This window comes from Dyella sp. 01N36, from assembly GCF_056399745.1.
On record NZ_JBFTRY010000022.1, the window covers coordinates 14,430 to 40,872 of the forward strand.

The following is a 26,443-nucleotide window of genomic DNA, read 5'->3' on the forward strand; positions in this document are numbered from 1 at the left end:
TCCTGTCACGGTGCCACGCTAACGTTTTTCGGATTCCCCCTGGCAGCCATCATGACCAAGCGATTCGATGCAGTAGTAATCGGAGCAGGGCAGGCCGGCCCATCGCTGGCCGGACGCCTGGGTGCCGCCGGCCGCAAGGTCGCCTTGATCGAGCGCAAGCTGATGGGCGGCACCTGCGTCAACACCGGCTGCATTCCCACCAAGGCCATGGTGGCCAGTGCGGAGGTGGCCCATATGGGACGTCGCGCCGCGGACTATGGCGTGGGCACCGGCGAGATCACGGTGGACATGGCCCAGGTGTGGAAGCGCACGCAAGGCATCTCCGGGCGTTCGCGCGAAAACGTCGAGAACTGGGTGGCGGGCATGGCCAACGTCACCTTGTTTCGCGGTCATGCGCAATTCGAATCGCCCCGGACACTGCGTGTCGGCGATGAGCTGATCGAGGCCGACCAGTTTTTCATCAACGTGGGCGGCCGTGCGGTCGAGCCGAATTTTCCCGGCGTAGGCACGGTGCCTTACCTCACCAACGTCGGCATCCTCGAACTGCAGGAGCTGCCCAGGCACCTGGTGATCGTGGGCGGCAGCTATATCGGCCTGGAATTCGGCCAGATGTTCCGCCGCTTCGGCGCCGAGGTCTCCATCGTGGAGCGCAGCCAGCGCCTGTTGCCGCGCGAAGATCCGGATGTCTCCGCCGCCGTCGTGGATATCCTCGAGCGCGAAGGCATCACCCTGCATCTTGGCGCGGAGTGCATCGAGCTGGAGGGCTCGGCGGGTGAGATCTGCGTGATCGCCGAATGCGCCGAGCCGCGCATGAAGGTGCACGGCACGCATCTGCTGCTGGCCGTGGGCCGGCGTCCGAACACGGACGACCTCGGCCTGGACAAGGCCGGCGTCAAGATGGACAAGAACGGCTACATCGTGGTCGACGATCAATGCCGCACCAATGTCGAGGGCATCTGGGCCATGGGCGATTGCAACGGTCGCGGCGCCTTCACCCACACCTCCTACAACGACTACGAGATCGTCGCCGCCAACGTGCTGGACAATGAGCCTCGCCGCATTTCCGATCGCATCCCCGCCTATGCGCTGTACATCGACCCGCCCCTTGGGCGCATCGGCCTGACCGAGACCGAAGCCCTGCAGAAGGGCCACGACGTGCGGGTCGGCGTGCGCCCGATGACCCGCGTCGGTCGCGCCATCGAGCGAGGCGAGACCCTGGGCTTCATGAAGGTCATCGTCGACGGTCAAAGCGAACGTCTGCTCGGCGCCGCCATCCTCGGCGCCAGCGGCGACGAGGCGATCCACTGCCTGCTCGATGTGATGTACGCCGATGCGCCGTACCGGACTGTAACGCACGCGGTACACATCCACCCGACCATCAGCGAGCTGCTGCCGACGACGTTGCAGGACCTGCATCCGGTGACCGCTCCCGCGCCGGCTGTCACCATTTAGGCCCTGGCGCCGCCCCCGCTTTTGAGTACCCCGGAATTACACCTAAGTAGGGCGTCACATCGCCATCACATGGCGCATACTGGCCCGGGGTGGCGATCGGGGAATCATCAACGTCATGGCAACACAGGACGCATCCGAATACGTCTGGCCGCCGACCGTGGCCGGATTCGACCTGCCGGCGCCGTGCGTCGATGGTGAGGGCAAGGCCGAGCCGCTGATGCTCGCCTTCCTGAGCGCCCGCCCCGATCACTACTGGATCGAAGCCTTCGTCGCCGAAGTCGACGAGTTCAAGGCACAGCATCAACTGCACGACGTGCGCATCGATGCCCGCCAGTTGGTGGTGACCGGCCCCGCCGCGCAGCTGCGCGCGGTGACCAGCGATCTGCGCGACTTCGTGCATCGCGTGTCGCGCCTGAGCCTGCAGCGTCGCATGCGCGAGCGCCTGGCGCCCGGGTCCACCTTGGCTACCGGTGAAAACGCAACAACCAGTCGCGATGTCGCCCTGATCGCACGCATGCCCGGCGTGGCATCGATACTGCAGGCCGTATCGCGCGAGACCGGCATGCGCTTCGTCACCGTGGCCAAGGTATCGGATACGCGATGGACCGCCTGCGCGGTGTACGACGCGATCCAGTTCGGCTTGCGGGCAGGGCAGGACCTGGTGCTGGAAACCACCATCTGCAACGACATCCGCCAGCATGGCCAGACGGTCACGTTCAACCATGCGAGCACGCACCCGATTTTTTCGAACCACCCCACGCCGGCGCTGTATGGGTTCGAGAGCTATATCGCCGTGCCGATCTACCGCGCCTACGGACAATTCTTCGGCACCTTGTGCGCGGTCGATCCGCAACCCAGGCAACTGGATCCAGCCACCATCCAGGCGGTGGAGAAATTCGCTCGCGACATCGGTACCGAGATCGACACGCAGTTGTTGCTCGCCGAGAGTCAGGTGGTGCAGGTCGTCGTTCGCAACGAGTGACGAGTGCCGTTCCGCCAATTCCTACCTATAAGCGTGTAGTACTTACACCGCCTGACGTCTTCTGCTTGCCTGAATTTCTATCAGGCATCCTTTCCTGGCACGCGCATTGAAGCGGATGAGGCTGCAGTTGTTGTTCGATGCGTCCGCCACACAACTGCGTTTTTTCGCTTCGCCGCCACGGACTCAACGCGCCCTGCGTTTTTTTCGACAGAGCCAGCCTAAGAAGCATCTCGTTGTAAATATCGAGTCGGCTGCGATCATGTGCGTTCGGTTGTCATCCGTGACACGGAATTCTGTGTCGACCCTGCATGTGCCTGTCGCGATAGGCGAGGGATGCAACGCAGCTATGGCTCCTGCATCGGCGAAAACACGCGTCGAACGATCCTGCCTCTGGAGATGGAATTGCGATGGATGGCTAAACGCATCCACGCAGCACATCGCTGCGCAATGGAAGGGATGTGACATAAAAGTTCCAAGCTTACAGAGCTTTTGAGAGTGCTCTGATGTATTCGCGAAGCTGACATCACGATCATACGCACGTCGAACACGGGGACTTCCTGTCGACGAGCTGCCTCACCCCCTAGTCAGGGGAGATCGGATCGCGAGGCTATCCACATCTTCCAGCTGATCCCTGGAAAGACGTCAATAAAACCAAGGAAATACTCATGAAGAAGACCCTTTTCTCGGCTGTCCTGGCTGCTGCGTTTGGCCTCGTTGCCCTGCAGGCTTCCGCTGCCGACGGCACCATCACCTTCAACGGCCAGATCACCGACACCACCTGCACCATCACTGGCGGCGGCGCCGCCACCGGCACGGGCAACATCACGGTGACCTTGCCGACGGTCAGCACCTCGGCCCTGTCGGCTGATGGCAAGACCGCTGGTGACACCAACTTCTCGCTGATCCTTGGCGGCGGCACCAACTGCGCCAACGGCAAGACGGCTGCTCTGTGGGTCGAGACGACCGCTACGCCGGCACTGGATACCGCCACGGGCGCGCTGAAGAACCAGGCCTCCGGCGGCGCTTCCAACGTGCAGGTTCGCATGGTGAATCCGGCCAACAACCAGCCGATCAAGCTGAACATTAACGCTGCTGTCGTCAACGGCGCCACGCTGATCGCCGCCAGCAACCAGCCGGCCGCCACCATCGCCAGCAACACCGCCACGCTGAACTATGTGGGTCAGTACCTCGCCAAGGGTGGCGCCGCTACCTCCGGTGCGGTCTCCACGTACCTGACGTACTCCATGCAGTACAACTGATTGCTCCAGGGCTTTCAGGAGCAAGACCGGTTCGCCGGTCTTGCTCAACCCGATCCGGGTAAGTGTGGTTCGTTTCCCGCCTAGAGAGCAGTGATATGCATGTCTTCAGCCGCGCCTTGTGCGCCGTGACCGTCATCGCCGCGAGCCTCGGCTCCGCTCATGCCGGCATCACCATCAACGGCACCCGCGTGGTGTACCCCGCCGATCAGCGCGAGGTCTCGTTGAGCATGGTCAATGACGGCAAGGAAGCACGGCTTATCCAGGCATGGATCGATACCGGCGACGCCAGCGAGCGCGCCGAAACCAGCAAGGCACCGTTTGTGATCACGCCGCCGATGTCGCGCGTCGATCCCAGCAAGGGCCAGACTCTGCGCATCATGTTCACGGGCGCCGGCGATCTGCCCCAGGATCGCGAAACGGTGTTCTGGCTCAACGTTCTCGAAATTCCACCCAAGCCCAAAGCGGGCACGGATGCATCAGACAACTTCATGCAGCTTGCGGTGCGTTCGCGCCTCAAGTTGTTCTACCGTCCCAAGGGCTTGCAGGGCTCGGTGGACGACGCGCCCGACCAGCTCCATTGGCGGCTGGTGTCCAGCGACAACCGCTACGACGTGGAGTGCACCAACGACACGCCGTACAACATTTCCTTCAGCGACGTTTCGTTCAAGGGCACGCCCGAGCAGCCGTCGGTAAGCAAAGGCGGCATGTGTCCGGCCAAGGGCAAGGGCACTTATCCGATTGCGGGCACGCCCGATGCCGAGGGCAAACTCGTGGTCACCGTCATCAACGATTTCGGTGGATTCAATCCACATGAAATGAGCTTCACGCGCTGACTCCTGGGTGTGAACGGMGCACTTCCCGCCACGGAGGAAGAGCACGGCAAGGGCGCGACCGCACCGTTCGACGATGTAAGCGAATGGCGGGCAGGGCGCGGCGCCGGTCAGTTCGTCTTGAGTCGAGACGATGCTGCAGGCTCTACGAAGAGGTGGCCTCTCAGGGCAGCTCTGATGTTATCGGTGCAGCCGTAGCGCGATCCCCATCAACGCAAAAGGATCTGGATCATTTCCCGCACAGGTTTGGCGCGGCGCTCCAACGGACCATCAAGAGCCACATCCAGCAAGCCGCCCGACAGGGCATGACCCATCAAGACTGTCTCCGGCGCCGCAACGGCGGCTCGCCCGGCGGGGAGTTTTTGTCTCAAGGAACGCGGTGACATCCATGAACGCGACGAGCATCCCATCCATGTATTCCCTGCACGCGACGGAAGCCGCTTCGCGTGTCATGCCGCGCCCAGGCTTTCTGAGCTGGTCGGTGATGTTGGCGTTGGGCCTGGCGCCGGCCGCTGTGCTTGCCGCTCCGGCAGCCGCCCCAGCGGCGGCGGCCCCGGCGCTGGAGCCTGCCGCCGATCCGGGTGGTGCCATCGAATTCAGCAGCGCCTTTACGGCCTCCAGTCAGTCGGTGGACGTGTCGCGTTTCGAAAAGGGCAATCCGGTGCTGCCGGGCAGCTACAACGTCGACGTGTTCGTCAATGACGGTCGCGTCGCACGCAAGGACATCCAGTTCCACGCGGTGGACAGCAGCCAGGTGGCGCAGCCGTGCTTCGACTACGCGACCTTGGTGCAGATGGGTGTGGACGTCAACGCACTCGATCCGCAGGTAGTCAACCCGCAGAACATGTGCGTGTCGATCCGCGATATCAGCGCGGACGCCACCGTGACCATGGACGTAGGCGAGCTGCGTCTGGATGCATCCATCCCGCAGGAATCACTCAAGCGCCAGGCGCGCGGCTATGTGAGTCCGGATCTGTGGGACCAGGGCGAAACCGCCTTGCTGGTCGGCTACAACTTCAACGCTTACTCGCTCAACCAGAGCTACTCAGGTCCGCGCCATCCGGGCTACGGCACCGCCGTGGCCGACGACGGCACGCCGCTGCAGGTGCAGGGCAGCCAGTATTACGTGCCGGGTCCTGGCGGTACGTATACGGCGGCTCCMTCAGGCAACTACATGCTCAATACCGCCGGCCAGTACGTGTCGGTGCAGCGCGGCACGTTTGCACCTGCGCAGGCCAGCGGCTACAGCTCCAACGATATCAACGCCTATCTCGGCCTCAACCTGGGGCTGAATGTGGCGGGCTGGCGCGTGCGCAGCCAGGAGAACGTGCAGTGGGACGAGCGCACCGGCAAAAAGCACTGGACCAACGTCAATACCACGGCCACCCACGACATTACCGCGTGGAAGGCCCAGCTCACCGTTGGCGATAGTTACACCCAGGGCATCGTGTTCGACACCACGCCGTTCCGCGGCCTTACCGTGTACAGCGATGACCGCATGCTGCCGGATTCGCAGCAGGGTTACGCGCCGACCGTGCGCGGCACCGCCAACACGCAGGCTCGCGTGGAGGTACGGCAGAACGGCAATCTGCTGTACCAGACGACGGTGGCTCCGGGTCCCTTCGTGGTCAACGATCTGTATGCCACCGGTTACGGCGGCGATCTGACGGTAAGCGTGTTTGAAGCCGACGGCAGCATGCACAGCTTCATCGTGCCGTATTCGGCCGTGCCGATGCTGCTGCGCCCGGGCGTGGGTCGATGGGCGATTACGGACGGACAGGTGCGCAACGATGCTCTGCGCAACGACAAGCCGTACTTCGTCGAAGGCACGTACCAGCGTGGCATCAATAACTGGCTGACGGTTTACGGTGGCGTGCAGTCCACCTATCGCGACCTGTACCACTCCTACCTGGGCGGTGCCGCGATCAACACGTCGATCGGCGCATTCGCGCTGGACGTGACCAACTCGCACACGACCTTCAAGGGTGCCGAGTCGCTGTCCGGCTACAGCTACCGTGCCTCCTATTCCAAGGTGTTTGCCACCTCGGGCACCACGTTCGCGCTGGCGTCCTACCGTTACTCGAACGGCAAATACCTGTCACTGAGCGATGCGGTACTCACGCAGGACATGATGACCTCGATGCGCACGTCCAGCATGGATGTGCTCAACACGATGCGCCAGAAGCAGCGCCTCAACGTCACCGTCAACCAGGATTTTGGCGGCAAGTACGGCCAGCTGTATTTCAACGGTTCGCGCAACACCTACTGGAATGGCATGACCAATGCCACCACCTACCAGATGGGTTACACCAACACGTATAAGCGCGTGAACTTCGGCGTCACCGCCAGCCGCACGTTTTCGGCGGGCCCGATGTACAACGGCTCGCACTACGACAACCAGTTCGGTGTCAATGTATCGATCCCGCTGGGTGGGCCGTCCTCGCGCAACGCACCGCAGTTGTCCTTCAGTGCCACCCATGACGACGTCATGGGAAGCAACGACCGCGTCGGCGTCATCGGCACGTTCGGCAGGAACAGCGAGTTCAACTACGGCGGCAACGCGACCTACAGCGATTACAACAACAGCAGCTCGCAGACATCCGCAAGCGGCACGCTGGGCTGGCAGGCGCCGTACGCCAACCTCAACGGCAGCTACTCGTACTCCAGCCATTACCAGCAGGCGTCGGCCAGTGCGGCCGGTGGTGTGGTGGTGCATGGCGGTGGCGTCACGTTGTCGCCGCAGCTGGATCTCAGCAGCCCCATCGGCATTATCCAGGCGCCGGATGCCAAGGGTGCCCGGATCAGCAGCAGCGGTCAGGCCACCGTGGACAGTCGCGGCTACGCGGTAGCCACCAACCTGATTCCGTATCGCATGAACGACGTCACGCTCGATCCGGCGGGCACCTCCAGCGATGTGGAATTGCAGACCACCCGCCTGCAGACGGCGCCGCGCGCGGGTGCGGTGATTCCGCTGAAGTTCGAAACCACCAGCGGCCGCGCTGTGCTGATCCATGCGAAGCAGCCCAATGGGGATGCGCTTCCCTTTGGCGCCGAAGTGCTCGATGCCCATGGGCAGAGCATCGGCGTGGTGGGTCAGGGTGGGCAGTTGTTTGTGCGTGGCGCGGAAGAGGGCGGGACGTTGCAGGTGCGTTGGGGTGATGACGAGGCCAAGCAGTGTCGCGTCAGTTATCAGTTGCCGGCGCGTGCCAGGAGCTCGCGTGCCGATATCGAAACGACCGACGCGATTTGTCGCTAACGTCCTGGTCCGCTGGAGCCAATCACATGAAAACAGATATCACATGGCGCACCGGCAGGCAGTTCATCTTGCTTGCCTGTTTGCTGATTCTCTTTACAGGCCGCGCGTTCGCAGCCTCATCATCGTGCACGGGCGGCAACCAGTCCTTTACGGTGACGCTGCCAAGCACGGTTTCGGTGCCGCGCGATGCGGCCGTCGGAACGCTGCTGACCAGCTGGTACTACAGCGTCAGCAATAGCGCGCTCTATCGCTGCACGGCTTCCGACGGCTACGTCGGCGGAAAAGGCCAGGTAATGTCTTTCACCTCGCCCACGGCTGTTTCAGTCGCTATTCCCTCGGGCTCAGGGACCGCCTCGGTCTATCAAACCAACGTGGCGGGCGTGGGCATTGCCGTGGTGGGATCGATTTACAACGGCTACGCCGGTTGGTCCGCTTGGAACGGATTCACCACGACCTATGACGGTCCCATATGGACACACCTCAACGGTACCATTACGGAAGGCGTGCAAACTGCCATTGCGCTGGTCAAGACAGCCACTGTCACGGGTGGCGTTGTACCCGGCGTCGTCGTCCTGAACTTTGCGCCCGTTACGAATGCAGGGACGCAGACGAGCCAGCTTGACACCTTTGCGGTCACGCCCGTCACCATCGTTTCGCTGGCGTGCACGACGCCCAATGTCACGGTGCCGCTCGGTACCCATTCGCCCAGTGAGATGGCCAGCGTTGGCGCCACGACCACTGCCGTGAGTTTCGATGTCAGCCTCAATAACTGTCCCGCTGGATTGAATGCCATTCAGTACCGCATCGACCCAGTGACCACCGTCGTGAACAGCGGTCAGTCGATTGTTGCTCTGGATGGCAGCTCGTCGGCTTCCGGCGTGGCCGTGCAGCTCTTGAATTCCGCCGGGACCGCCGCCTACCCCTTGAGTAGCTATCAGTCCTTCAGCGGGTACACCAAGAGCACGGGCGGCAGCTACACCATTCCGTTCAAGGCGCGCTACTACCGCACAGGGGCCATTACACCCGGTACGGCCAATACATCGATGACGTTCACCATGCAGTACTTGTAGTCATCCAGATCGCTGCGTGAAGACGAAGGGCCGGGATTCCGGCCCTTTTTTTTGGGACGTAAGCGTATCGGGCCCACTCCCGCCACCTCTCCCGGCAGAAAGTAGCAAGCATGAGATCGCATTTTCTATAGCGTCCATGGTGGCAGTGGACCTGCCTACACCATTTCTCGACACACAGCTCACGACGCAAGCTGACTGCGACCCGCTTTATCTGTGCGTGCGATTCATCCTGCCGCAAGGAAACGGAATGCACACTCCGGTAACAATGATTTCGGCCTCGTGCCTCGAACGGAGATAGACCCATGCGCAACGCTTCCTTGCTCCTGGCCGCTACCCTAGCGCTTGTCCTTAGCTCGCACGCCTTTGCTTCGGACCGACCCGATCCCGGCAAGCTGACCACCCGCTGCCTGGATGCGGCGGCGAAGAAGTTCGATGTGAAGAACGACTATATCCAGCTGCAGCCGGTGCAGGCTGCCGATGCTGGCTACACGATCACCGGCGTTGCCGACGCCGGCATGGATGGCAAGAAGAACTTCAGCTGCCAGTTCGACAAGAAGGGCAAGCTGGCCAATCTCGTGCCCGAAGGCAAGTAATCCGAGGGAGGGTGGCCGCGCGCAAGGCGCGGCCACCGATCAGGCGACGGCTCTTTGACGTTGCACGGCGTAGCGTGTGGCGGACTGCCGGGAGTTTCCGGTGCTCTGCGTTCCCTCCGGGAGATGACCTATGCCAACGCCTGCCAAGTTGAGTTTCGCCAGCGATATCCTGCCCATGTTCACGGGCATGGATGTCGCTCACATGATCAAGAGCATGGACCTTGGTGACCGCGACAGCGTGTTCCAGCATGCGGACGCCATCTACAAATCGGTATCCAGTGGTCACATGCCGCCGCCGTCGTGCGGCGAGCCTCGCTGGACCGAGGACATGTGCGCGAAGTTCAAGCAGTGGCAAGAGCAGGGCGGCGAGCCGTAACACGCCGTCGATGTCGATCGGGCAGGGCTCGGCGAGCCGCGCCCGCAATGGCTGCGGCGTCACGTTGCAGTCGACGTCTTTCCCTCCGATAAGGACGCTGCCATGCCTGCCACGAACGATAGCCATCGCGACCCATGGCCTGAACTTTCGTACCCGGACTTCGCCGGTACCCAGTACTTGCTGCACATGGGTCTGCAAGCCGTTGGCAAGTTGAAGCTCAAGGCACCGTTTCAGCCGCAGTGGTCCGCGATCGCGATGGCGATGAGCGCACGTGGATTGACCACGGGGCCGATCGACTATGCGGGTGGTGTGTATGAGGTCAACGTCGACCTGATGGCGCACGAGCTGATCTGTGTCACCAGCTGGGGCAGCTCGGGGAGCTTCGAGTTGGCGCCGATGTCGGTGGCTGAGTTTGTGGAACGGCTCTTCGACCTGCTGCGCAAGCTAGGTGTCGACGTATCCATCAACCTGATGCCACAAGAAGTGGCCAACCCCATTCCATTTGACCAGGACAAAGAGCCTCGCCCGTATGAGCCAACCCTGGCCCATCACTGGTGGCGCATCATGCTGAGCACACAGCGCGTGATGCAGGTTTTCCGCGGTGCCTTCGAGGGCAAGACGCAACCCATCGGCCTGATGTGGGGAACGCTCGATATCCGCGATGTGCTGTACAACGGCAAACCCGTCGCGCCCCCACCCAAGTCCGACTATATCCGCCGCAATGCGATGAACGCCGAGTTGATCGAGATGGGTTGGTGGGCTGGCAGCGCCGCGTATCCGAAGCCGGCGTTCTATTCATTTGCCTATCCGCAGCCCGCAGGCATCGAAGGCGCACCCATCAGCCCGGCAAGCGCTCGCTGGGATTCGGCCATGGGCGAGTTCATCCTGGATTACGACGGCCTGCGCCTATCGAAAGACCCGGATGGCGATCTGCTGGCGTTTTTTCGGACTGCCTACAACGCCGGGGCTCAGCATGCGGGTTGGGATCCGAAGCTGATGGGGAGCGGAAGGCCTGTTTAGCGACTGCTTTCCGTTTGGCAGGGCCCTGGTTTGTCCGCAAGTTGGGGCACAGGCTCCGATGGAAGCGGCATCAACGCAGGTAGCTACGCAGCACGGCCATCACGGGTTCCAATTCCCGTAACGCCTTTGGGTTGGCTGCGGCCACATGTTCCCTCAGGTGTTCCTCCAGCAGTTGGCTCATCAGTCCTTGGACCGCACCGCGTATCGAGGCGGCCTGTTGTAACACCGCATCGCAGTCGGCGTCCGCCTCCAGCGCCTTTTCCAATGACGCCACCTGGCCGCTGATGCGGCGCACCCGCGTGATCAAGGACTTTTTGTTCTGGATGGTGTGAGACATGGTGATCTCCTGATGATGCGCATAGTATAGGGGGGTATACCATGTATGAGATACCCGTCGTGACGATCCCTGACCCATCGCCCTTCAAGCACCCCCACCAGTTCAACGAAGGCAATCCGCTTGCCGAGAAGAACACCCTGCGGGCCGTCGTCATCACCGCGATCATGATGGTGGTAGAGATTGTTGGCGGGTACTGGCTCAATTCCATGGCCCTCCTGGCAGACGGCTGGCACATGAGTTCCCATGCATTGGCCTTGGGCGTCTCCGCGGGGGCTTATGTCCTGGCGCGGCGATTGGCCACAGACAGCCGCTTTGCCTTTGGCACCTGGAAGATCGAAGTGTTGGGTGGTTATAGCAGCGCGCTCTTACTGGGCGTGGTGGCTGTGCTGATGCTTGTGCAATCCATCGAGCACCTGGTGAACCCAGCCCCATTCACTACAACCAAGCCATTCCAATCGCGGTGGTGGGGCTCTTCGTCAACCTGCTTTGTGCTTGGCTATTGAAAGATGATCATCACCACGATCACGATCACGATCACGATCACGATCACGGCCATGGTCACGCGCACGATCACCACCATGACATCAACTTGCGCTCAGCCTATCTCCACGTGATTGCTGATGCGGCCACATCGGTGCTTGCCATCCTCGCTCTGCTGGGTGGCAAGTTTCTCAACATCTCTTGGCTGGATCCCGTCATGGGTGTCGTGGGTTCCGTCCTGGTCGCTCAGTGGGCCGTCAGCCTGCTCAAGCAGTCTGGTCGCATCTTGCTCGATGCGGATATGGATGCGCCCGTAGTGGAAGAAATCCGCGATGTCGTAACCGACAAGCTCCCAGGCACGTCCATTAGCGATCTCCATGTCTGGCGGGTGGGCAAAGGCCGCTACGCCTGCATCCTGGGCCTCGTCACCGACGCACCCCTGACGCCGGCCCTGGTGCGCGGGCATTTGTCCATCCATGAAGAATTGGCGCATGTCACCGTCGAGATTGCCCAGGCCGATGCGCCAACCATGCTGTACTTTCCCCGACCGCAGCAGGTCTGAAGGTCACCACGTGCAGGCTCAATGCTGAGGCTCGGTGATTCGTAACGGAGGTTTCCCGCCAACAGGATCCAACCCGCTTTCGCTTGATCACCATCGCGCCTACCTATGTAGTTTTGCGTGGTTTCCGCTCAGTAGTATTTCCTTTGGCATTCTGGCGTGCATGTTTCCGCAATGGCATCGACGCCGGTACCCATCGTACGCATGCGCGACTTGCGTCGTGATCGCTTCGCGACCGATTCACGTTATCTCGCCGACAATCGCTGGTGCAGCGCGGGTAGCACGCGCCCACTGCATTCTCAGGAAACTGCAATCACCGCAGACGCCGTTCGACCTTTATTGCCCTTTCCAGGGAGTGGTCGCCATGAGCATCCCCTTCACGCACTATTTCCGCATCCTCGTTGCAGGTGACCGCAGCGAGGAGGTCAGCAGCGTCATCGAGCAGGATCTGCATTTCCGCACGTCGGTAGTGTCGCCGCGGGATTTGGCAGAGGCGATTCGATCTGGCGCCGATGTGGGTGCCATCGTGGTGTCGCGGGAACTGGCGCCCGTCGCTATCGAAACCCGCGATGCGCGCGGCCTGCGCATGCCCATCTTCATGATGAGCGACCGCCACGACGAGACATTCCACGATCCGTTCCTGAAGTCGCTGGACGGCGTCGTTATCGCTGATCTTGAAAGCCGCGACTTCTACGAGAAGCGCCTGGCGGCCTCGGTGGAGCAATACGTGTCGAGCCTGCTCACGCCGTTCTTCGGCACGCTGATGCAATACGACTTTGACGCCAATCGCACCTGGGCCTGCCCGGGTCATCAGGGCGGGCAGATGTTCATGCGCCATCCGGCTGGCCGCTTGTTCTACGAGCACATGGGCGAGAACGTGTTCCGCGATGACATCTGCAACGCCATGGTGTCCCTGGGTGACTTGCTGATCCACGAAGGGCCCGCATTGGCTGCGCAACAGGCCGCGGCGCGTGTGTTCCTGGCCGACCGGACGTACTTCGTGCTCAACGGCACCTCGGCATCGAACAAGGTGGTCAACACGGCGCTGCTGACCAGTCGCGATATCGTTTTGTTCGACCGGAACAATCACAAGTCCAATCACCACGGTGCGCTGGTTTTCGCCGGGGCCATTCCCATTTATCTGCAAGCCGATCGCAATGGATTCGGCATGGTCGGCCCGATCGACTGGGCTGCTTTTGATGAAGAGTCGATACGCGACAAGATTAAGCATCATCCGCGCCTGAAGGACACCGATGCCTGGAAGCGCGAGCGGCCCATCCGCGTTGCCATCATCGAGCAATGCACCTATGACGGCACCGTGTACAACGCGAAGAAAGTGCTGGAGAAGATCGGCCATCTCTGCGAGTACATCCACTTCGACGAGGCGTGGGCCGGTTTTGGTGCCTTCCATCCGCTGATGAAGGATCACTTCGGCATGAGCCTGTCGCTGACCGACAAGGACCCGGGCATCATTGCCACCCAGTCGACGCACAAGCAGTTGGCGGGCTTTTCGCAGGCCTCGCAGATCCATGTGCGCGACGCGCATATCCGCGAACAGCCATTTCGCGTGAACCACAAGCGGTTCAACGAGATGTTCATGCTTCAGGCGTCGACGTCACCGTTCTATCCATTGTTCTCCAGCCTGGATGTCAATGCGCAGATGCATGCCGACAAGGCCGGTCGCGTGCTGTGGGAGGACATGGTGAAACTGGGGATCGAGGCCAGGAAGGCGATACGCAAGCGGTTCGCCGGCTTCCTCAATCCGTTCGTGCCGGACACCGTGAAATACCAGGGCGAACGCGTCAAGTGGGAGGACGTGCCCACCGATGTACTGGCTGTGGAACAGGAGTACTGGCAGCTTGACCCGCAGGAAACCTGGCATGGCTATCGGCATCTGGGAGCCGACGCCGCGATGGTGGACCCGACCAAACTCATGCTCACCACCCCCGGTATCGATCCAAGGACGGGCGCGTACGCCAGCAGCGGCATTCCCGCCACGGTGATCGCCAACTACCTGCGGGAGAACCATGTCATCCCGGAGAAGAATGACCTCAACAGCATTCTCTTCCTGATGACGCCCGCGGTAGGCGAGGGCAAGATGGCGATGCTGCTCGCTGCACTGGAGCGCTTCCGCGATCACTATGACGAAGACCATCCGCTCGATCAGGTGCTTCCCGCTCTGTCACGCAAGTACCAGGTGCGATATCGCGGCTATACCGTGCGTCAGGTCGCGCAGGAAATGCACGAGTTCTATGCGTCAAAGAACGTCAAGGAATTGCAGCGCCTGAGCTTCCGCTACGAATCGTTCCCGGAGCAGGCGATGTCGGCACGCGAAGCGAATGAAGCGCTGGTCAGCGGACGCGTGGATTTCGTGCCCATGGATCAGGTCAAGGGTCGCATTGCAGCCACTCTCGCGCTGATCTATCCACCGGGCATCGGCATCGTGATACCGGGCGAGCGCTACGACGATCGCGCGCAACCCATGATCGACTACTTCCTGGCGTTCGAGGAAAGCTGCAACCGGTTCCCGGGCTTTTCCTATGAGGTGCAAGGGGTGTATCAGGTGCCGGAGGACGGCCGAGTGCGCTTCTATACGTACGTGGTCAACGAAGGTAAAAGCTGACGGGGATTTCGAGCGGTAGCGATTATCGCGGCCGATATGTCCAGTGGCGACCATGCGCTGACATTTTGTCAGCCCCGAGCCCTCACGCTCGCCTGTGGCCACGCGGACATCCATCTCGCCCAACCCTGACAGACGCTACCAAGCTTGCTTGTTAGGGTCAGTCGGTCATTCGCGCTGCCGTGTTGCACGGCCTCGCGAATGACCATGGCCACCAGGTCATGAGGCGCGGGCCGTGAGTGCTTCAACACCCACGACCCGCTAACCATCAACAACTGAATGAGAGTTGATCATGGCTACCCGCGATCATACGGTACGCATTCGCTCGTCCGTTCCCCCTGACGACACCCTCACTGCTCAGTCTGTCGACTCGCCGCGCACGCGTGTCGCATGGCCCGAAACCCTGCGTCTTGTCACTCGCGGCGACATCGCCCTGGCGGTGCTGGCCCTCTCGCGCTTGCGTCTCGACAGCGAGCAGTGCCGCCATGCGCAGGCACGGGGATTCCCCGGCAGAGCGCTGCCATGGCCGCTTCCCGTGGCCGTCACGGCCAGCCTGGGCATGGCCATCCACTGCCTTCAGCAGTACGCCCGCCTGCTCGGTGACGAGCCTCGAGTGAACACCACACGCCTCCGATGATCGCCGTTTCAGCGCATCGGCCGGCACGGCGATGCGCTGCACTCGGGCGATCACCGACAAAGCTGCCAAGCATTCACTGACACGGAGCGCTGTAAGCGCCTGAGCCGCTGCGGAGCCGTGTCCGACAGGGAGGAACCACCATGGAACTGATCCAGCTCACCCCGCACTCGGAAGTAGACCCCTCGCAACCCCTGCGAGCCCCCGGCGACATCTTGCTGCACGCCTACCTGATCCCCAGCGCCCTCAACCCCGCCCAACTCGCCCGTCGCAGCGGCATACCCTCCGATCAGATCAAAGCCTTCATCGCCGACACTCACCCCATCACGCCCAAGGTCGCCATCCGCCTCTCCCTTGCCTTCGACACCACCGCCTTCTACTGGCTGGCACTTCAGGCGCGGTACGATCTGGAGAGGGCGAAGCCGGTGATCCGTGCCTATCGTCCCCTCGTTGATTAACGACAGACGCACGATAAATGGAGCGGAGGCGGTTGAGTCCAACCGCCATTGGTCGATTTAACTACCTCCGTCCCGTTTGCTCGAAAACTCCCTCTGCAAACTCGATCAAAAGCAAACACCTGTGCCATGAAAAATCTAACTGGAATTCTGGCCGCAATGTTCGCCGTCGCAGGAGCAGGTACGGCAATGGCGAAGGATGAATCAGTGCTTCGAGCCACGGTTCTTAAAGTCTCGGAACGCCCATCGCTTGTCGCGGGTTACATAGGCGCTTGGATCGAAATTTCCACAAGCGCCGACGGTGGCAGAACAACCTCCGACCTCTATCTTCTATATGGCTCTGAACAGCAGAGCGTCCCAGGCGCGGGACGGCTTTGTAGCTTTCGCTACCATCTCGGAATTGTCAGCGGCGCAATCGGAAGCCAGCCTGGGCGAAAAGAGGGTGTCAAAATCATCGACCACTTCGATTGTGAGCCTGCTCAAAGCGCTTCGCGTTAGCGTCTGCGCCACCGCCTGCCGCTGACCCCGTACGTGCGCGAAGCATTCTGGGGCGGTGCGGAGAAGCATTGCATCGACTTTGAACCCTATCCGCAGGCGATTGTTGCCTGACCAGCATCGCGCGAGCCTGCTGGTCCGCGGCAGCTGGCTCCTACACTTGTGCGAGTCAGCGACGCCGTGATTGACTCATCTGCTGAAGCCCCCAGCAGTGTTCAAACGCTCACACACTCCGCCGTGACCGTTCCCGGCTCTCGATGGACAAGGAAAGCGCGATGAAGCTTCTCCTCACCTCCGGCGGCGTCAGCAACCCGAGCATCCGCGACGCGCTCGTCGACATGCTCGGCAAACCCATCGCCGAATCGACCGCTCTGTGCATTCCCACCGCGATGTACGGCATGCTGCCCGGGACCGCGGTCATGACGTGGCGGCAGATCGCCGGACAGACGCCGACGCCCATGGTCGAGCTGGGATGGAAGTCCGTAGGCATGCTTGAACTGACCGCGCTGCCCAGCATCGACGAGGAGAACTGGATCCCCTTGGTCAGGCAAACCGATGCCTTGCTGGTGTGTGGCGGCGACGTCCTGTATCTGCACCACTGGATGCGTGAGTCCGGCCTGGCGGATCTGTTCTCGTCGCTCAGCGAGACGGTCTATGTGGGGCTGAGTGCCGGCAGCATGGTGATGGCTCCGTACGTGGGCGAGAGGTTCGTGGGCTGGAAGCCGACCGCCGGCGGTGATGGCGCGCTGGGCATGGTCGGCTTTTCGATCTTCCCGCATCTGGACAACGCCATGTGCCCGCAGAACACGATGGCCGACGCCGAGACGTGGGCCGCGCGGTTGCCGGTGCCAGGGTATGCGCTCGACGACGAGACAGCCATCAAGGTGGTGGGCGGTGCCGTCGAGGTGGTCTCCGAGGGGCACTGGAGGCTCTTCGAGCGTCAAATCGTGGGGCCGTAGCCCCGTGTCGATCCCGCAAGCACTCGTTCGTCGCATCCATGTAGGTGACCATGCCGGCCACCCCTTCCGCGAAGGAGATAGTCATGTCTTATATCGATGGTTTCGTGATCGCCGTACCCAATGCCAACCGCGAGAAATTCATCGAGCACGCCCGTACTTTCGACGCCATATTCGTGGAGTTCGGCGCTATCCGGGTGGTGGAGTGCTGGGGAGACGACGTGCCCGATGGCAAGCTCACCGATTTTCGCCGCGCCGTGCAGGCGACGCAGGATGAATCCGTGGTGTTTTCCTGGGTGGAATGGCCCGACAAGGCCGCCCGCGATGCCGGCATGGAGAAATTCATGAAAGATCCGCGCATGGACGCCGCCAGCGAGTGCCCCTTTGACGGCAAGCGCATGATCTTCGGCGGCTTCAAGGCAGTGGTGAGCCTGCCTAAGTAGAGCGGCCCTGTTTGATGCTGCGGAAAAGGGGCTCTGCCTGACGATTCGTCGTTGCGGCAGGCCTTCGGCTTAACTGGCCACTAACGGGAGGAAGCGCAGCTTGAGAGGTGCGGGAGCTTCGCCCGAACTCCTCGCTGGCCTTCTCACCTGGATCGCCATCTCGGCGCACGCAGGGTCCCCTTTAGGCGATAGCCGTGGCCGGCCACTTTCCCCTCGATACTCACCGTTCTGCGAGTGCTCTCGGCCAGCTCGCTATTCACCTGCGCGATGTGTGGGATCGCCTGTTGGGAGCGCCCGCATCGAAGCCACCTCCGATCCTGTCGCGAAGACAGCACCTCGCGGCGGTCGTGGATGCGGCCCGAAGGATCAACCGGGGCGGCGGACGATGATCGTCCGCGCCTTGGCGGGATGGGGGCATTGCTTCCGACCGTTCCGTCGCGGCGCTTATCGACACGCGCCGGCCATTGAAGCGCCGTCGTGCGGCAGGGTTACCGTGGCGAATAACAGACTCATGCAAGAGGTTTGTTCGATCTGTCTTGAAGCCTGGGGGCGATAGACTGCATGGCGCTTACTCGATCACAGCTGGCGGATGGACTCTTGTCCCTGGATGCAGAACTGCTCAGGCTCCAGAGCAATGGTGAGCCCGAGGAAACGATACAGTTGGCATTTGAGCACATGGTCTATACCTCGACACGCACCGTCGGGCCGCCAGATCGCCTGTGGTGGTGGAGTCAACTTTATTCGGCGATGGACCAATGGGCTGCTCGCGCAGAGCGGCCGGCGGGGCTGAGCCGTGACCACGAATCTTGACCCGACCCAAGAGGGCCTGTGTCGCTATCCCTCGACAGACGGTTTTTTTGATATCGCCTCGTTCTTCGTGATGCGCAGGGGGCAGACCCGGTTCGTGCCCTGTCGATGCAGGTCAAGCTGCAGTCGACCGTGTCTGGGTCGATGTGGTTGCCAGGCCTGCGCTTGGCGTTCTGCGGCTGAGGGGCCGGAGCACAAAAGCTATCCAGCGAAGTTTTGACAGGGGCGACGTGCGCCTCCGCCCCCTGGCGGACATTCATCGTGGCGGCACTGGGCTGAGGTCCGGTATCCATGAAGTCCCGGTAGCCGATACTCTTGGCCCGGCCGCCCCATTCGTCCGCCTCAGCACGCGGGAGGGTTGATCGATGAGCACATCAAGCCTGGTACTGACGCTCTTCATCGCATGGACACTCTTCTTGCTCGTGCTCATGGAGGGCATTCGCTCTTATCTGGTTGTCTCCGGGCGCGCCCGATCCAACGAGTTCAAGCCTGATAACGCGAACCTCTCGCCATTTTTGCAGCGGCTGGCGCGAGCGCATGCCAACTGCATCGAGAGTCTCCCTGTGGTTGGCGGTCTTCTTCTCGTGGCCATCGCGACCGGCCGCAGCGGTGTTACTGATGGGCTGGCCCCGTGGCTTCTGGTAGCCCGCATGGCCCAATCCATCACTCACCTGGTCTCCTTGAGTGTCTTGGCGGTCAACGTTCGCTTTTTCTTCTTCGCCGTGCAGCTGGCAATCGCCATCTACTGGACGTGCGCCTTGCTTGCAGGATAGTTACCGCGCCTGGACCCAAACAAACTCGATGTCGTCCTGGACGGCTTCGCTGATCTCTCCGGCGGGGACGCCCGTAAGTTCGCTGACGCGACCATGCCGCATGCCGAAGAAGACACCGCTGCGCCGAAAGATGGCAGTCCATGTGACGCGATCCGGATTTGCGTGTTCGTAGTCGCCTTCATACGTAAAGCCGTTGGTGGTCTTGCCCGAAATGCTGGTCATGAGGATTGCCTTTGTGCTTATTTGGTTGAGCGGGGCGTAAAGGGATCTGGCGACTGAACAAGGATTGAGCGCCCGTCGGCAATCTCGCCGGGCGCCGCTTGTATGGGTGCACCGTCGTCATCCATGCGGGCATCGTCCATTCCCTGGCGAATTTTGTCGCTGTTGCGCGAATCGCGCTCAGGAGCGCGCCCGGCTTGCGCTACCGGCGTTTTTGCCCACATGCTCGCGGCAGATGCTTTGTAGCTCGGAAACCAGCGATTACGCTGCTCACTGTCCGTCGCTTCCGGAACGGGAGAGAAGTGCAGCGTGTGCGGATAGAAGTAAAGCGAGTTCACTTGATTGGGGTTGTACATGGCGATGCCTCGAGTGTGGACCTGCGGCTGGCAAGTCAAGAGCAAGCGCTAGCCTGCGGCTCCGACATACGCGGAGAAAGCTCAGAGGACCTACAACAAAGCCATGCAAACAATCTGAGGCGCGAGGCGGGGCTAACCGTGCCTCGGCACACCCTCAACATGCGCCTTCTCCCGTTACGCGGCTGTAAGTGGAGAGCGCTCGATATCAGGTGAATAAAGGGCAAGGGGGTGACGCTTCCCGTGCTTCCACTCCCATGAGGTGGGGCTGAAAAGTGTACTCAGGCCCCGGCCCTTACTTTCTTCGCGTAGCCAACGGATCGCACAAGGATCAGCACAAACAACAGCGCGATGAAGATGGCGTAGGCATATTGGCTCCTCGACACCCCCGTTCCATACGGAAACCAGATTCCTGGCACTCCTACGGCGCTGAGCTCCGTCGCGAACAGGCCTATGCCCACAAGGATCGCTGCAAGGGCGGCCAGCCAGGTGGAGGGCTTGGCCGATCGCATCACGCCAAGGCCAATAGTCCAGAGGTAAAGCGCTGCAAATACCAGGCGCAGGCCTTCGATGATCATGCCGGCAAATGGCTTGAGGCCATGGGTTGCTTCGGGCGCAAACCAGGGGCGGCCGAGGCATGCAATGGCCACATAAGCCACCGTGAGTGCGCCGACGGCGCGCCCAAGCCATGAGTGCCGGTCCACGCCAAACCAGTCGCGCCATGCCAGCGTCCATGCGGCCAGCGTGAGGGGCCTCAGCAGTACGGTGACGGCAATGTCGTAGCCTCGCAAGCTGAGATAGGGCGTCCAGAAAAACAGCACCTGATTGAGGCGAAGAAGCGCCAGAAAGACCAGCGCGGCGACCAGCCATCGATAACGGTCGGTGCTCCTGCTCGCCATCAACCCCACGACCATGATCGCCAGCAGCACCAGGGCGAGCGGCTCGACCGCATCAACCACGTAACCCTTGAACGTCTGTAACCACTGCGTCTGATGGAGCTGGCCTATGGCATCTGCCGCGCCGATCACGGGAGCAACATGCATCCCGCCGCTCTCCGCACCCGCTTCAAGTGGATCCAGCCATACACGAAATGCAATGACGTAGGTCTGCGTTTGAGTCGATGGTGACGTGGGCAACACGAAGACAGTTGGTTTGGCGGCGAACACCGTGGGCGGCGTCTGCGAGAACCCGCCGGGGCCGCCGACCAGCTTTCCGTCGACATAGAGCTGATACGTTGAATCCACCAGCGTCGGGCCAGCCAAGGCAAGTGCGCTACCTTTATCGCTGTCGACTGCGACCTTCATTCGATACCAGGCATAGCCGGTGTAGTGGGCATGGCCGCGTTGACTCCAGCCGGTGACGTAACCCGGCAGGCCGACATCGCCATCATGCGCGCCGGCGGCAGGCGTGAGGTCAACGGTTTCCCATCCGCTGTCGTCGAAGTCCGGTGAGGACCAGCGATCATCGTCGCCAAGGTGAAATCGCCACGGGCCGTTCAGCGGTACAGTCGAATGCCCAAGGACGACACTGGCGTCGGGCGGAGGGCTGGCCACCGCATGTGCGCTTCCGATCGTGGAAGCCATGAGCAGGCAAAGCGAAACCAGGTAGCCAGACCATCGCATCACATCGAGCTCCGTGGCGATTCCTGGCGGCAGTCTAAGAGTCCTTTTGGGAAAACGCACGAACGTTGGTCGCCAGGGCAACGCCGTCCCGGGCCTTCGCCCACCTCGATCACCGCTAGCATGGGGCGGGCACCAACCAAGGTCACCTGCGGGCGACAACGTTCGCTTTCGATCCGAAACGGACTATCAGGAATGCCTGCTTGCAACCATTTCAAGTGGAAGCCATGGGAGGAGAAATGCTGAAACGACTCGTTGCAGCTTTTGCGTTTGTTGCATTGCCATGCCTGTCAGCACAGGCTGGCCCAAGTGCGCAAACATTAGAGCGAGAAGATGCGGCGGTCTTGCGAGCCGCCCTGAGTTCGCAGTGCCAGGCCGAGGATGGTTATGTCCTGCTCTCGTCTACGACTGTTGCCCCCAGGGGGAGCGACGATCTGGAGTCGATCGATGAGTCAGGTGCTTTTGCCGACCTGAAACGCAGAAGCGGCTCCGCAGCTTCGTTGCCGGAAAGCCTTGAATGCAAGGGGGTGCGGCTGCACCGTGAGCAGGAGATCCAACGGATTTTCGACGGTCAATCCATGGCGGCGGGCAAGGCATCGTTGGACGAGGCCTGGAAGAAGCTGTACGAATCTTATCCCGGAGCCACTGGCTGGACGTCCGTGAGTCTTCCGGGCTATTCCCCGGATGGAGAAATCGCGGTTGTCTACGTGGCTCATCACTGCGGTAGCCTTTGCGGACAGGGTTTGTATGTGTACATGCGTCGCGCCAAAGATCAGTGGAAGCCGCTCATTCGCTTTCCCGTCTGGGTTTCGTGAATAAGTGTGCTTTCGAGCAGAAGCGGACCGTCGAGACATGACCGGTCTTGGGCGAGGGGGATAGGGTGAGCCAGGGGGATTGCGTGCGCAGACTTCAATGCCTGTTTTTCATCTTGCTCGTCGCGTCATCAAGCACACTTGCCAAGGCGGCAGGTGACCCGGCCGTGCTTGTTGCCGCGCACGACGTGGCGATGGCAAACATGCGGGGTGACACCATCTGTGGAGGCGCGGCACCTGGCGCCTCGCGGCCTGATCGGAAAAGGCTCGCCGCCTTGGTGGCTGCGTTGCCCGATCCCAACAAGAGTTATCCGTTCGGCGACCTGGAGATAACGCCTCTCGGGTTAGCCGTGCTTGCCGACGACGTGCCGCTGCTGGACAGCCTTTTCGATCGGGGAGCGCAGTGGCGCAAAGACGCCGCCGACAGCATGGCGATGCATGAGGCTGCCCAACACGGTTCACCGGCGATGATCAAGGCGCTCTTGCGCCACGGCCTTCGCCCCGATCCAGGGCAGCCAGATGAATTTTCGCCGGTGATGGCGGCGGCCTGGGAGGACAGGGCGGAGAACGTCGCCGTATTACTTGAGGCCGGAGCCGACGCCAGTTTTGCGCTGCCCAACGGCAACAGCGCATTGCGCGGCGCCGTGACATGCAGGAACCAGCGCATTGTCGATGCCCTGGTGCACCGCGGCGCTCGCCCAGATGCCAGGACAAGGCGTCTGGCCGTGGAGCGGGGAATCAAATTTCCCGACTTTTGAAGGTTGCCCCCGTGCCATGCACGTGCCAGCCGTTGTGCGCGTGCCGCTGCACCGACGAATGCGGCTCCGAGGCATGCGTGCTTCAGTCCGGTGACGTTTGCGATGAAGCAGGCTTATGCGAGGTCACGCCAGGCAGTCCCGCGGGGCAGTCGGTAACAGGCCACCCGCGGGTTAACGGTGAAGTGGACGGCGGCCGCACCTGGGCGCGGGGCGAAAGCGCGAACGCCGTCCGAATGCCCGTCATGGGCCCATGCATTATCGGCTAGGCGAGCACGGCTCCAAACCGACTATTCAGCGTGCATCAGCGACAGGTCAAGGGCAGATATTGAAGAGGGATGCCATTGATGTTTCGGTCGGTACACACCCATTGGACCGAGCCATTGGTGATTACCGCGGCAAACCCCAGCTGAAGGCCGGCGATGGCGGCGTTGGCCTGTTGCCCGTCTGTGTTGTCGAAGTGCACCAGAACGTTACCGGGCCGCGAAAGTGCATCTACACGGCCCACGTACTTGCCGGCATAAGCATTGGCGCTCTGCAGCCCCGCCTCAGCTTCCGTGGTAGGGAACGTGCCCGTGTTGTAGTAGTACTCGGCGACTGCGAGCTTCGGGCCTTCGGCTAGCGAAAAGCCTTCCATCACCTGAGAACGAATCACGTAATTCTGATACGCAGGTATCGCAATGGCTGCCAGGATCGCGATGATGGCTACGACGATCATCAATTCGATCAACGTAAAGCCCGCCTGCCGGCGAGTGTTCCTATAAATTCTCATATGCCCCCTAGCACTCAAGAATTTGGCCCAGTAGAAGTGATGCGCATGCTTGGTTGCTAGTGCAACAAACCCGGAATACCGAAGGTGGCGCACCGTCACGATTCTCTGCGCGAAGGAAAGATCGACGGCAAGCTGCTATCGGCCAAAGAGCAAAGACCTTGAATGCGGGTCCTGCTTTGCACGAAACAATCCGTCCAAGGCACGCGAGCGCTCGAGATCCCATGGGTACCAACTACCACGCGCGGCGACGATAGCCAGCGCCATCACGGCGGACAACTCGGCCCAACGAGAAATGTGACGTCGTTACGCTTTTTAGGGACGATGCTTTTTTGGCCGTGATGCGGTCGTTGTTTGTAACAATTCCAGTTGTCTATCGAGACAGCTGAAACGGTTACTCGCCTGTTGGGCTTCCATCAACGGCTCCTTGTACAAACCGTGCGAACGCAACTTAGTCAAGATGGGCCTGTTTGCCATGGACGTTCGGCTTCTTGCTCCGGACGTCGCCACCTTGCTCGATGTCCCTGAGCTTGCGATGCTGCCCAGGTCAGCGTTGGACACTTCCGTAGGCGGAGGGAAAATGGCAGCAACCTATCGTGTCACCGTGTCCTGCGCAGGTATTTCCCCGGAGGAAGCTGCTGCCGGCATTCCTGCAATTCTTGAAGAGGACAAAGGGGTCAGAGCACTTTCGACCCGAAGCAGACACTGGCGATGCAAAGGATGGAGCGGTAAGAAATGGACGGATCGGTGAAGCAACTCCGTGAGCGCCTTCTGGATCAGGATTTTTGTGAGTGGTGCTTCATACTCTTCACTATGCTGCTTCACGCTTGCTTGATCGTTCTTTTTACGTGCTCGTATCAGATTGCATGGGTGTTTTCTGTCCAGCGAGACGTGACTCTAGGTGAGCCATTCACGGCCTGTGAACAGCCTTGGGGTAACAGGTGCACCACAGAGCATGAGGCCATATCTCCCGATCAGTCGCGCAAGGTGTTTGAGCCCTATATGTTCGAGTTCGAACCCGGCGTATTGCACTATGACCGAAAAATCCAGAAGTCGAAGTACAGTTTCACGTATCGCATCGATGGCTATGAAGAGATCTGGCCCTATTTGCCGGTATTGAGCCTCGGTTGGGTTCTTAGCTTCATTGGTCTCGTTGCGTGGGGACTTTTAGGAGGGCCGAGGCATCTAGGGCGATTCCTGCGGCGCGGAGAGGATTAGTCCGCTTTCGACTGCGACTTCAGCCGGTCGACGCAACACATTGTTGGAATCGTTCGGCCGGCGTGTCGAAATCCAAAGTAGACGGTGCGGGGATCTTCGAGGCGGAAATGGCCTATAGGGAAGGGGAAATGAGAGGGTCAACAGCTTCGGCTAGATGGATAGGGCAGTGGCTAGTGGGCTTGATGTCCATTGGCCCGTTCGCGATCGGATTCGATCTGGCCTTCCACATTTTCAGCTCGACGCCAGTCATACAGCGCATGAGAGGCGAGGCGCCCATTGCGCACGTTGGTTGGGTGGCATGTGGGTTCTTGGGCATTGCCACAATCATTTGCCTTAAGCGGCGCCCGTTTGTTGGTTTCTTTCTGTCGTTGGCCATGGCCATCTTGTACGTGATTTCGGGTTTGGCCCTATGGCATCAGCTGACGTTCTATTCGTTTCTCGCAGGGACTCTTCCTTTCATCGCTGGCTACGTCGCATTTGGGCCGCCTGAGGAAGGTGCAGAGGGCAGTTGATGTTGTTGCATGCTCCGTTTTCGACCCGCGGCGGATCGTCGCCAAGGAGGCAACATGGTGGGTTTTGTGCTCGTTATCATCGGCGCCTCCGTTGTCGGCGGACTGCTCTTGCACATATCGCACAAGGGCATGGAGCTCTATCGTGGGCGGAAATGTATGGGGAAGCTTTGGCGCAGTGAGTTCCCCGGCTCGCCGAAAGAAGACATCCGGCAGTTCCTTTGGTTGTTCGCCTCCGCGTTTGCCATTCCTCGGCGGCAGGCCCTCCTGCTTCGCCCGGATGACGAGTTATTGGCCATTTACCGGGCTCGCTATCCCGTGAGCGACTGGCCCGACGCGCTAGAGTTTGAGGTTCTCGCGAACGACCTGGATAGAGTCCATCACCTGTCGTTAGAGGAGATCTGGCACGACCGGCTCTCCATGGGTGAGCTTTTTGCGATCCTGGGTAAACAAGGGCGAAAGCGAGCCAAGTAGAAGGTCTGCTTTCGACCCGGAGCGGACATTTCGGAGGGAGACTTAAGTGACTGGAAAGTACATGTGTGGAGATCCAATTTCTGGACTGCGGCCGGTTCGGTGGACACCACCTTAAGCTAATTCCATCTGCTGCTCGAACTGTATCGGACTGAGGTAGCCGATGGTCGAGTGGCGTCGTTTACTGTTGTAGAACCGTTCGATGTAGTCGAAGACATCGGCTTTTGCCTCAGCCCTCGTGCGATACACCTTGTTGTCGGTGCGCTCGATCTTGAGCGATTTGAAGAAGCTTTCCATGGCCGAGTTGTCCCAGCAATTGCC

Annotated in this window: 24 protein-coding genes and 1 pseudogene; 19 read left to right on the forward strand and 6 right to left on the reverse strand. The window is 60.9% G+C overall.

Annotated features, from left to right (window positions below; genetic code table 11):
• Nucleotides 1-51: 51 nt before the first annotated feature.
• The 9 genes from AC1DMG_RS07295 to AC1DMG_RS07335 all read left to right on the forward strand — a co-directional run bounded on the left by AC1DMG_RS07295 (nt 52) and on the right by AC1DMG_RS07335 (nt 10,838).
• Entirely contained in the window at nt 52-1,452 is a 1,401-nt protein-coding gene (locus AC1DMG_RS07295) for an FAD-containing oxidoreductase (protein WP_477180355.1), read from the forward strand.
• A 115-nt stretch (nt 1,453-1,567) separates the two neighbouring features.
• The gene (locus AC1DMG_RS07300; RefSeq protein WP_477177828.1) at nt 1,568-2,434 is read left to right on the forward strand and encodes a GAF domain-containing protein; all 867 of its coding nucleotides are present in this window, start codon (nt 1,568-1,570) and stop codon (nt 2,432-2,434) included.
• 665 nt (nt 2,435-3,099) lie between these two features.
• A complete protein-coding gene (locus AC1DMG_RS07305; protein WP_477177827.1) occupies nt 3,100-3,693 on the forward strand; it encodes a fimbrial protein in 594 nt (197 codons plus the stop codon).
• A gap of 95 nt (nt 3,694-3,788) precedes the next feature.
• Nucleotides 3,789-4,526, forward strand: a complete 738-nt coding sequence (locus tag AC1DMG_RS07310) for a fimbrial biogenesis chaperone (protein WP_477177826.1) — start codon at nt 3,789-3,791, stop codon at nt 4,524-4,526.
• Nucleotides 4,527-4,911: 385 nt separating this feature from the next.
• Nucleotides 4,912-7,779 carry a fimbria/pilus outer membrane usher protein gene (locus AC1DMG_RS07315; protein ID WP_477177825.1) on the forward strand — a complete coding sequence of 956 codons (2,868 nt, stop codon included), beginning with the start codon at nt 4,912-4,914 and terminating at the stop codon, nt 7,777-7,779.
• Between the two features lie 26 nt (nt 7,780-7,805).
• Nucleotides 7,806-8,849 carry a fimbrial protein gene (locus AC1DMG_RS07320; protein WP_477177824.1) on the forward strand — a complete coding sequence of 348 codons (1,044 nt, stop codon included), beginning with the start codon at nt 7,806-7,808 and terminating at the stop codon, nt 8,847-8,849.
• Nucleotides 8,850-9,151: 302 nt separating this feature from the next.
• Nucleotides 9,152-9,442, forward strand: a complete 291-nt coding sequence (locus tag AC1DMG_RS07325) for a hypothetical protein (RefSeq protein ID WP_477177823.1) — start codon at nt 9,152-9,154, stop codon at nt 9,440-9,442.
• Nucleotides 9,443-9,572: 130 nt separating this feature from the next.
• Nucleotides 9,573-9,818 carry a hypothetical protein gene (locus tag AC1DMG_RS07330; RefSeq protein WP_121879940.1) on the forward strand — a complete coding sequence of 82 codons (246 nt, stop codon included), beginning with the start codon at nt 9,573-9,575 and terminating at the stop codon, nt 9,816-9,818.
• Nucleotides 9,819-9,920: 102 nt separating this feature from the next.
• A complete protein-coding gene (locus AC1DMG_RS07335) occupies nt 9,921-10,838 on the forward strand; it encodes a DUF5996 family protein (RefSeq protein WP_477177822.1) in 918 nt (305 codons plus the stop codon).
• Between the two features lie 70 nt (nt 10,839-10,908).
• Here AC1DMG_RS07335 and AC1DMG_RS07340 read toward each other — a convergent pair whose 3' ends face one another.
• Complete coding sequence (locus AC1DMG_RS07340) at nt 10,909-11,175, reverse strand: metal/formaldehyde-sensitive transcriptional repressor (protein WP_441603346.1); 267 nt, start codon at nt 11,173-11,175, stop codon at nt 10,909-10,911.
• A gap of 167 nt (nt 11,176-11,342) precedes the next feature.
• Between AC1DMG_RS07340 and dmeF the strand changes: the two are divergent.
• The 7 genes and pseudogenes from dmeF (at nt 11,343) to AC1DMG_RS07375 (ending at nt 19,397) form a co-directional block, all read left to right on the forward strand.
• Nucleotides 11,343-12,217, forward strand: a pseudogene (gene dmeF / locus AC1DMG_RS07345) (CDF family Co(II)/Ni(II) efflux transporter DmeF).
• A 361-nt stretch (nt 12,218-12,578) separates the two neighbouring features.
• Nucleotides 12,579-14,837 (forward strand): ornithine decarboxylase, encoded by a 2,259-nt coding sequence (gene speC, locus AC1DMG_RS07350; protein ID WP_477177821.1) that lies wholly within the window; start codon nt 12,579-12,581, stop codon nt 14,835-14,837.
• 289 nt (nt 14,838-15,126) lie between these two features.
• On the forward strand, nt 15,127-15,471 hold the full coding sequence (locus AC1DMG_RS07355) for a hypothetical protein (protein ID WP_477177820.1): 345 nt from the start codon (nt 15,127-15,129) through the stop codon (nt 15,469-15,471).
• 140 nt (nt 15,472-15,611) lie between these two features.
• Nucleotides 15,612-15,926: a HigA family addiction module antitoxin gene (locus tag AC1DMG_RS07360; protein ID WP_441603350.1), complete on the forward strand. Its 315-nt coding sequence runs from the start codon at nt 15,612-15,614 to the stop codon at nt 15,924-15,926.
• A 767-nt stretch (nt 15,927-16,693) separates the two neighbouring features.
• Entirely contained in the window at nt 16,694-17,377 is a 684-nt protein-coding gene (locus AC1DMG_RS07365) for a Type 1 glutamine amidotransferase-like domain-containing protein (RefSeq protein ID WP_477178563.1), read from the forward strand.
• A gap of 83 nt (nt 17,378-17,460) precedes the next feature.
• Nucleotides 17,461-17,817: a DUF1428 domain-containing protein gene (locus tag AC1DMG_RS07370; RefSeq protein ID WP_477178564.1), complete on the forward strand. Its 357-nt coding sequence runs from the start codon at nt 17,461-17,463 to the stop codon at nt 17,815-17,817.
• Nucleotides 17,818-18,989: 1,172 nt separating this feature from the next.
• Nucleotides 18,990-19,397, forward strand: a complete 408-nt coding sequence (locus AC1DMG_RS07375; RefSeq protein ID WP_477178565.1) for an MAPEG family protein — start codon at nt 18,990-18,992, stop codon at nt 19,395-19,397.
• Here the strand turns inward: AC1DMG_RS07375 and AC1DMG_RS07380 are convergent, their stop codons facing one another.
• The 3 genes from AC1DMG_RS07380 to AC1DMG_RS07390 form a co-directional block, all read right to left on the reverse strand.
• Nucleotides 19,398-19,619, reverse strand: coding sequence for a TonB-dependent receptor (locus AC1DMG_RS07380; RefSeq protein ID WP_441603354.1), 222 nt, complete (start codon nt 19,617-19,619; stop codon nt 19,398-19,400).
• Between the two features lie 17 nt (nt 19,620-19,636).
• Nucleotides 19,637-19,972 (reverse strand): hypothetical protein, encoded by a 336-nt coding sequence (locus AC1DMG_RS07385; protein ID WP_477178566.1) that lies wholly within the window; start codon nt 19,970-19,972, stop codon nt 19,637-19,639.
• A gap of 278 nt (nt 19,973-20,250) precedes the next feature.
• Nucleotides 20,251-21,594: a glycoside hydrolase family 2 gene (locus AC1DMG_RS07390; RefSeq protein ID WP_477180356.1), complete on the reverse strand. Its 1,344-nt coding sequence runs from the start codon at nt 21,592-21,594 to the stop codon at nt 20,251-20,253.
• Between the two features lie 197 nt (nt 21,595-21,791).
• Here AC1DMG_RS07390 and AC1DMG_RS07395 point away from each other — a divergent pair, with 197 nt between their 5' ends.
• Nucleotides 21,792-22,403 (forward strand): hypothetical protein, encoded by a 612-nt coding sequence (locus tag AC1DMG_RS07395; protein ID WP_477180357.1) that lies wholly within the window; start codon nt 21,792-21,794, stop codon nt 22,401-22,403.
• An 83-nt stretch (nt 22,404-22,486) separates the two neighbouring features.
• Entirely contained in the window at nt 22,487-23,158 is a 672-nt protein-coding gene (locus AC1DMG_RS07400; RefSeq protein WP_477178569.1) for an ankyrin repeat domain-containing protein, read from the forward strand.
• Nucleotides 23,159-23,459: 301 nt separating this feature from the next.
• Here the strand turns inward: AC1DMG_RS07400 and AC1DMG_RS07405 are convergent, their stop codons facing one another.
• A complete protein-coding gene (locus AC1DMG_RS07405; RefSeq protein ID WP_477178570.1) occupies nt 23,460-24,026 on the reverse strand; it encodes a pilin in 567 nt (188 codons plus the stop codon).
• 1,682 nt (nt 24,027-25,708) lie between these two features.
• On the opposite strand from AC1DMG_RS07405, the gene AC1DMG_RS07410 reads away from it, so the two are divergent.
• Nucleotides 25,709-26,125: a hypothetical protein gene (locus AC1DMG_RS07410; RefSeq protein WP_477178571.1), complete on the forward strand. Its 417-nt coding sequence runs from the start codon at nt 25,709-25,711 to the stop codon at nt 26,123-26,125.
• A gap of 111 nt (nt 26,126-26,236) precedes the next feature.
• On the opposite strand, the gene AC1DMG_RS07415 is transcribed toward AC1DMG_RS07410, so the two are convergent.
• The coding region (locus AC1DMG_RS07415) for an IS3 family transposase (protein WP_477180358.1) at nt 26,237-26,443 on the reverse strand (207 nt) is incomplete at its 5' end.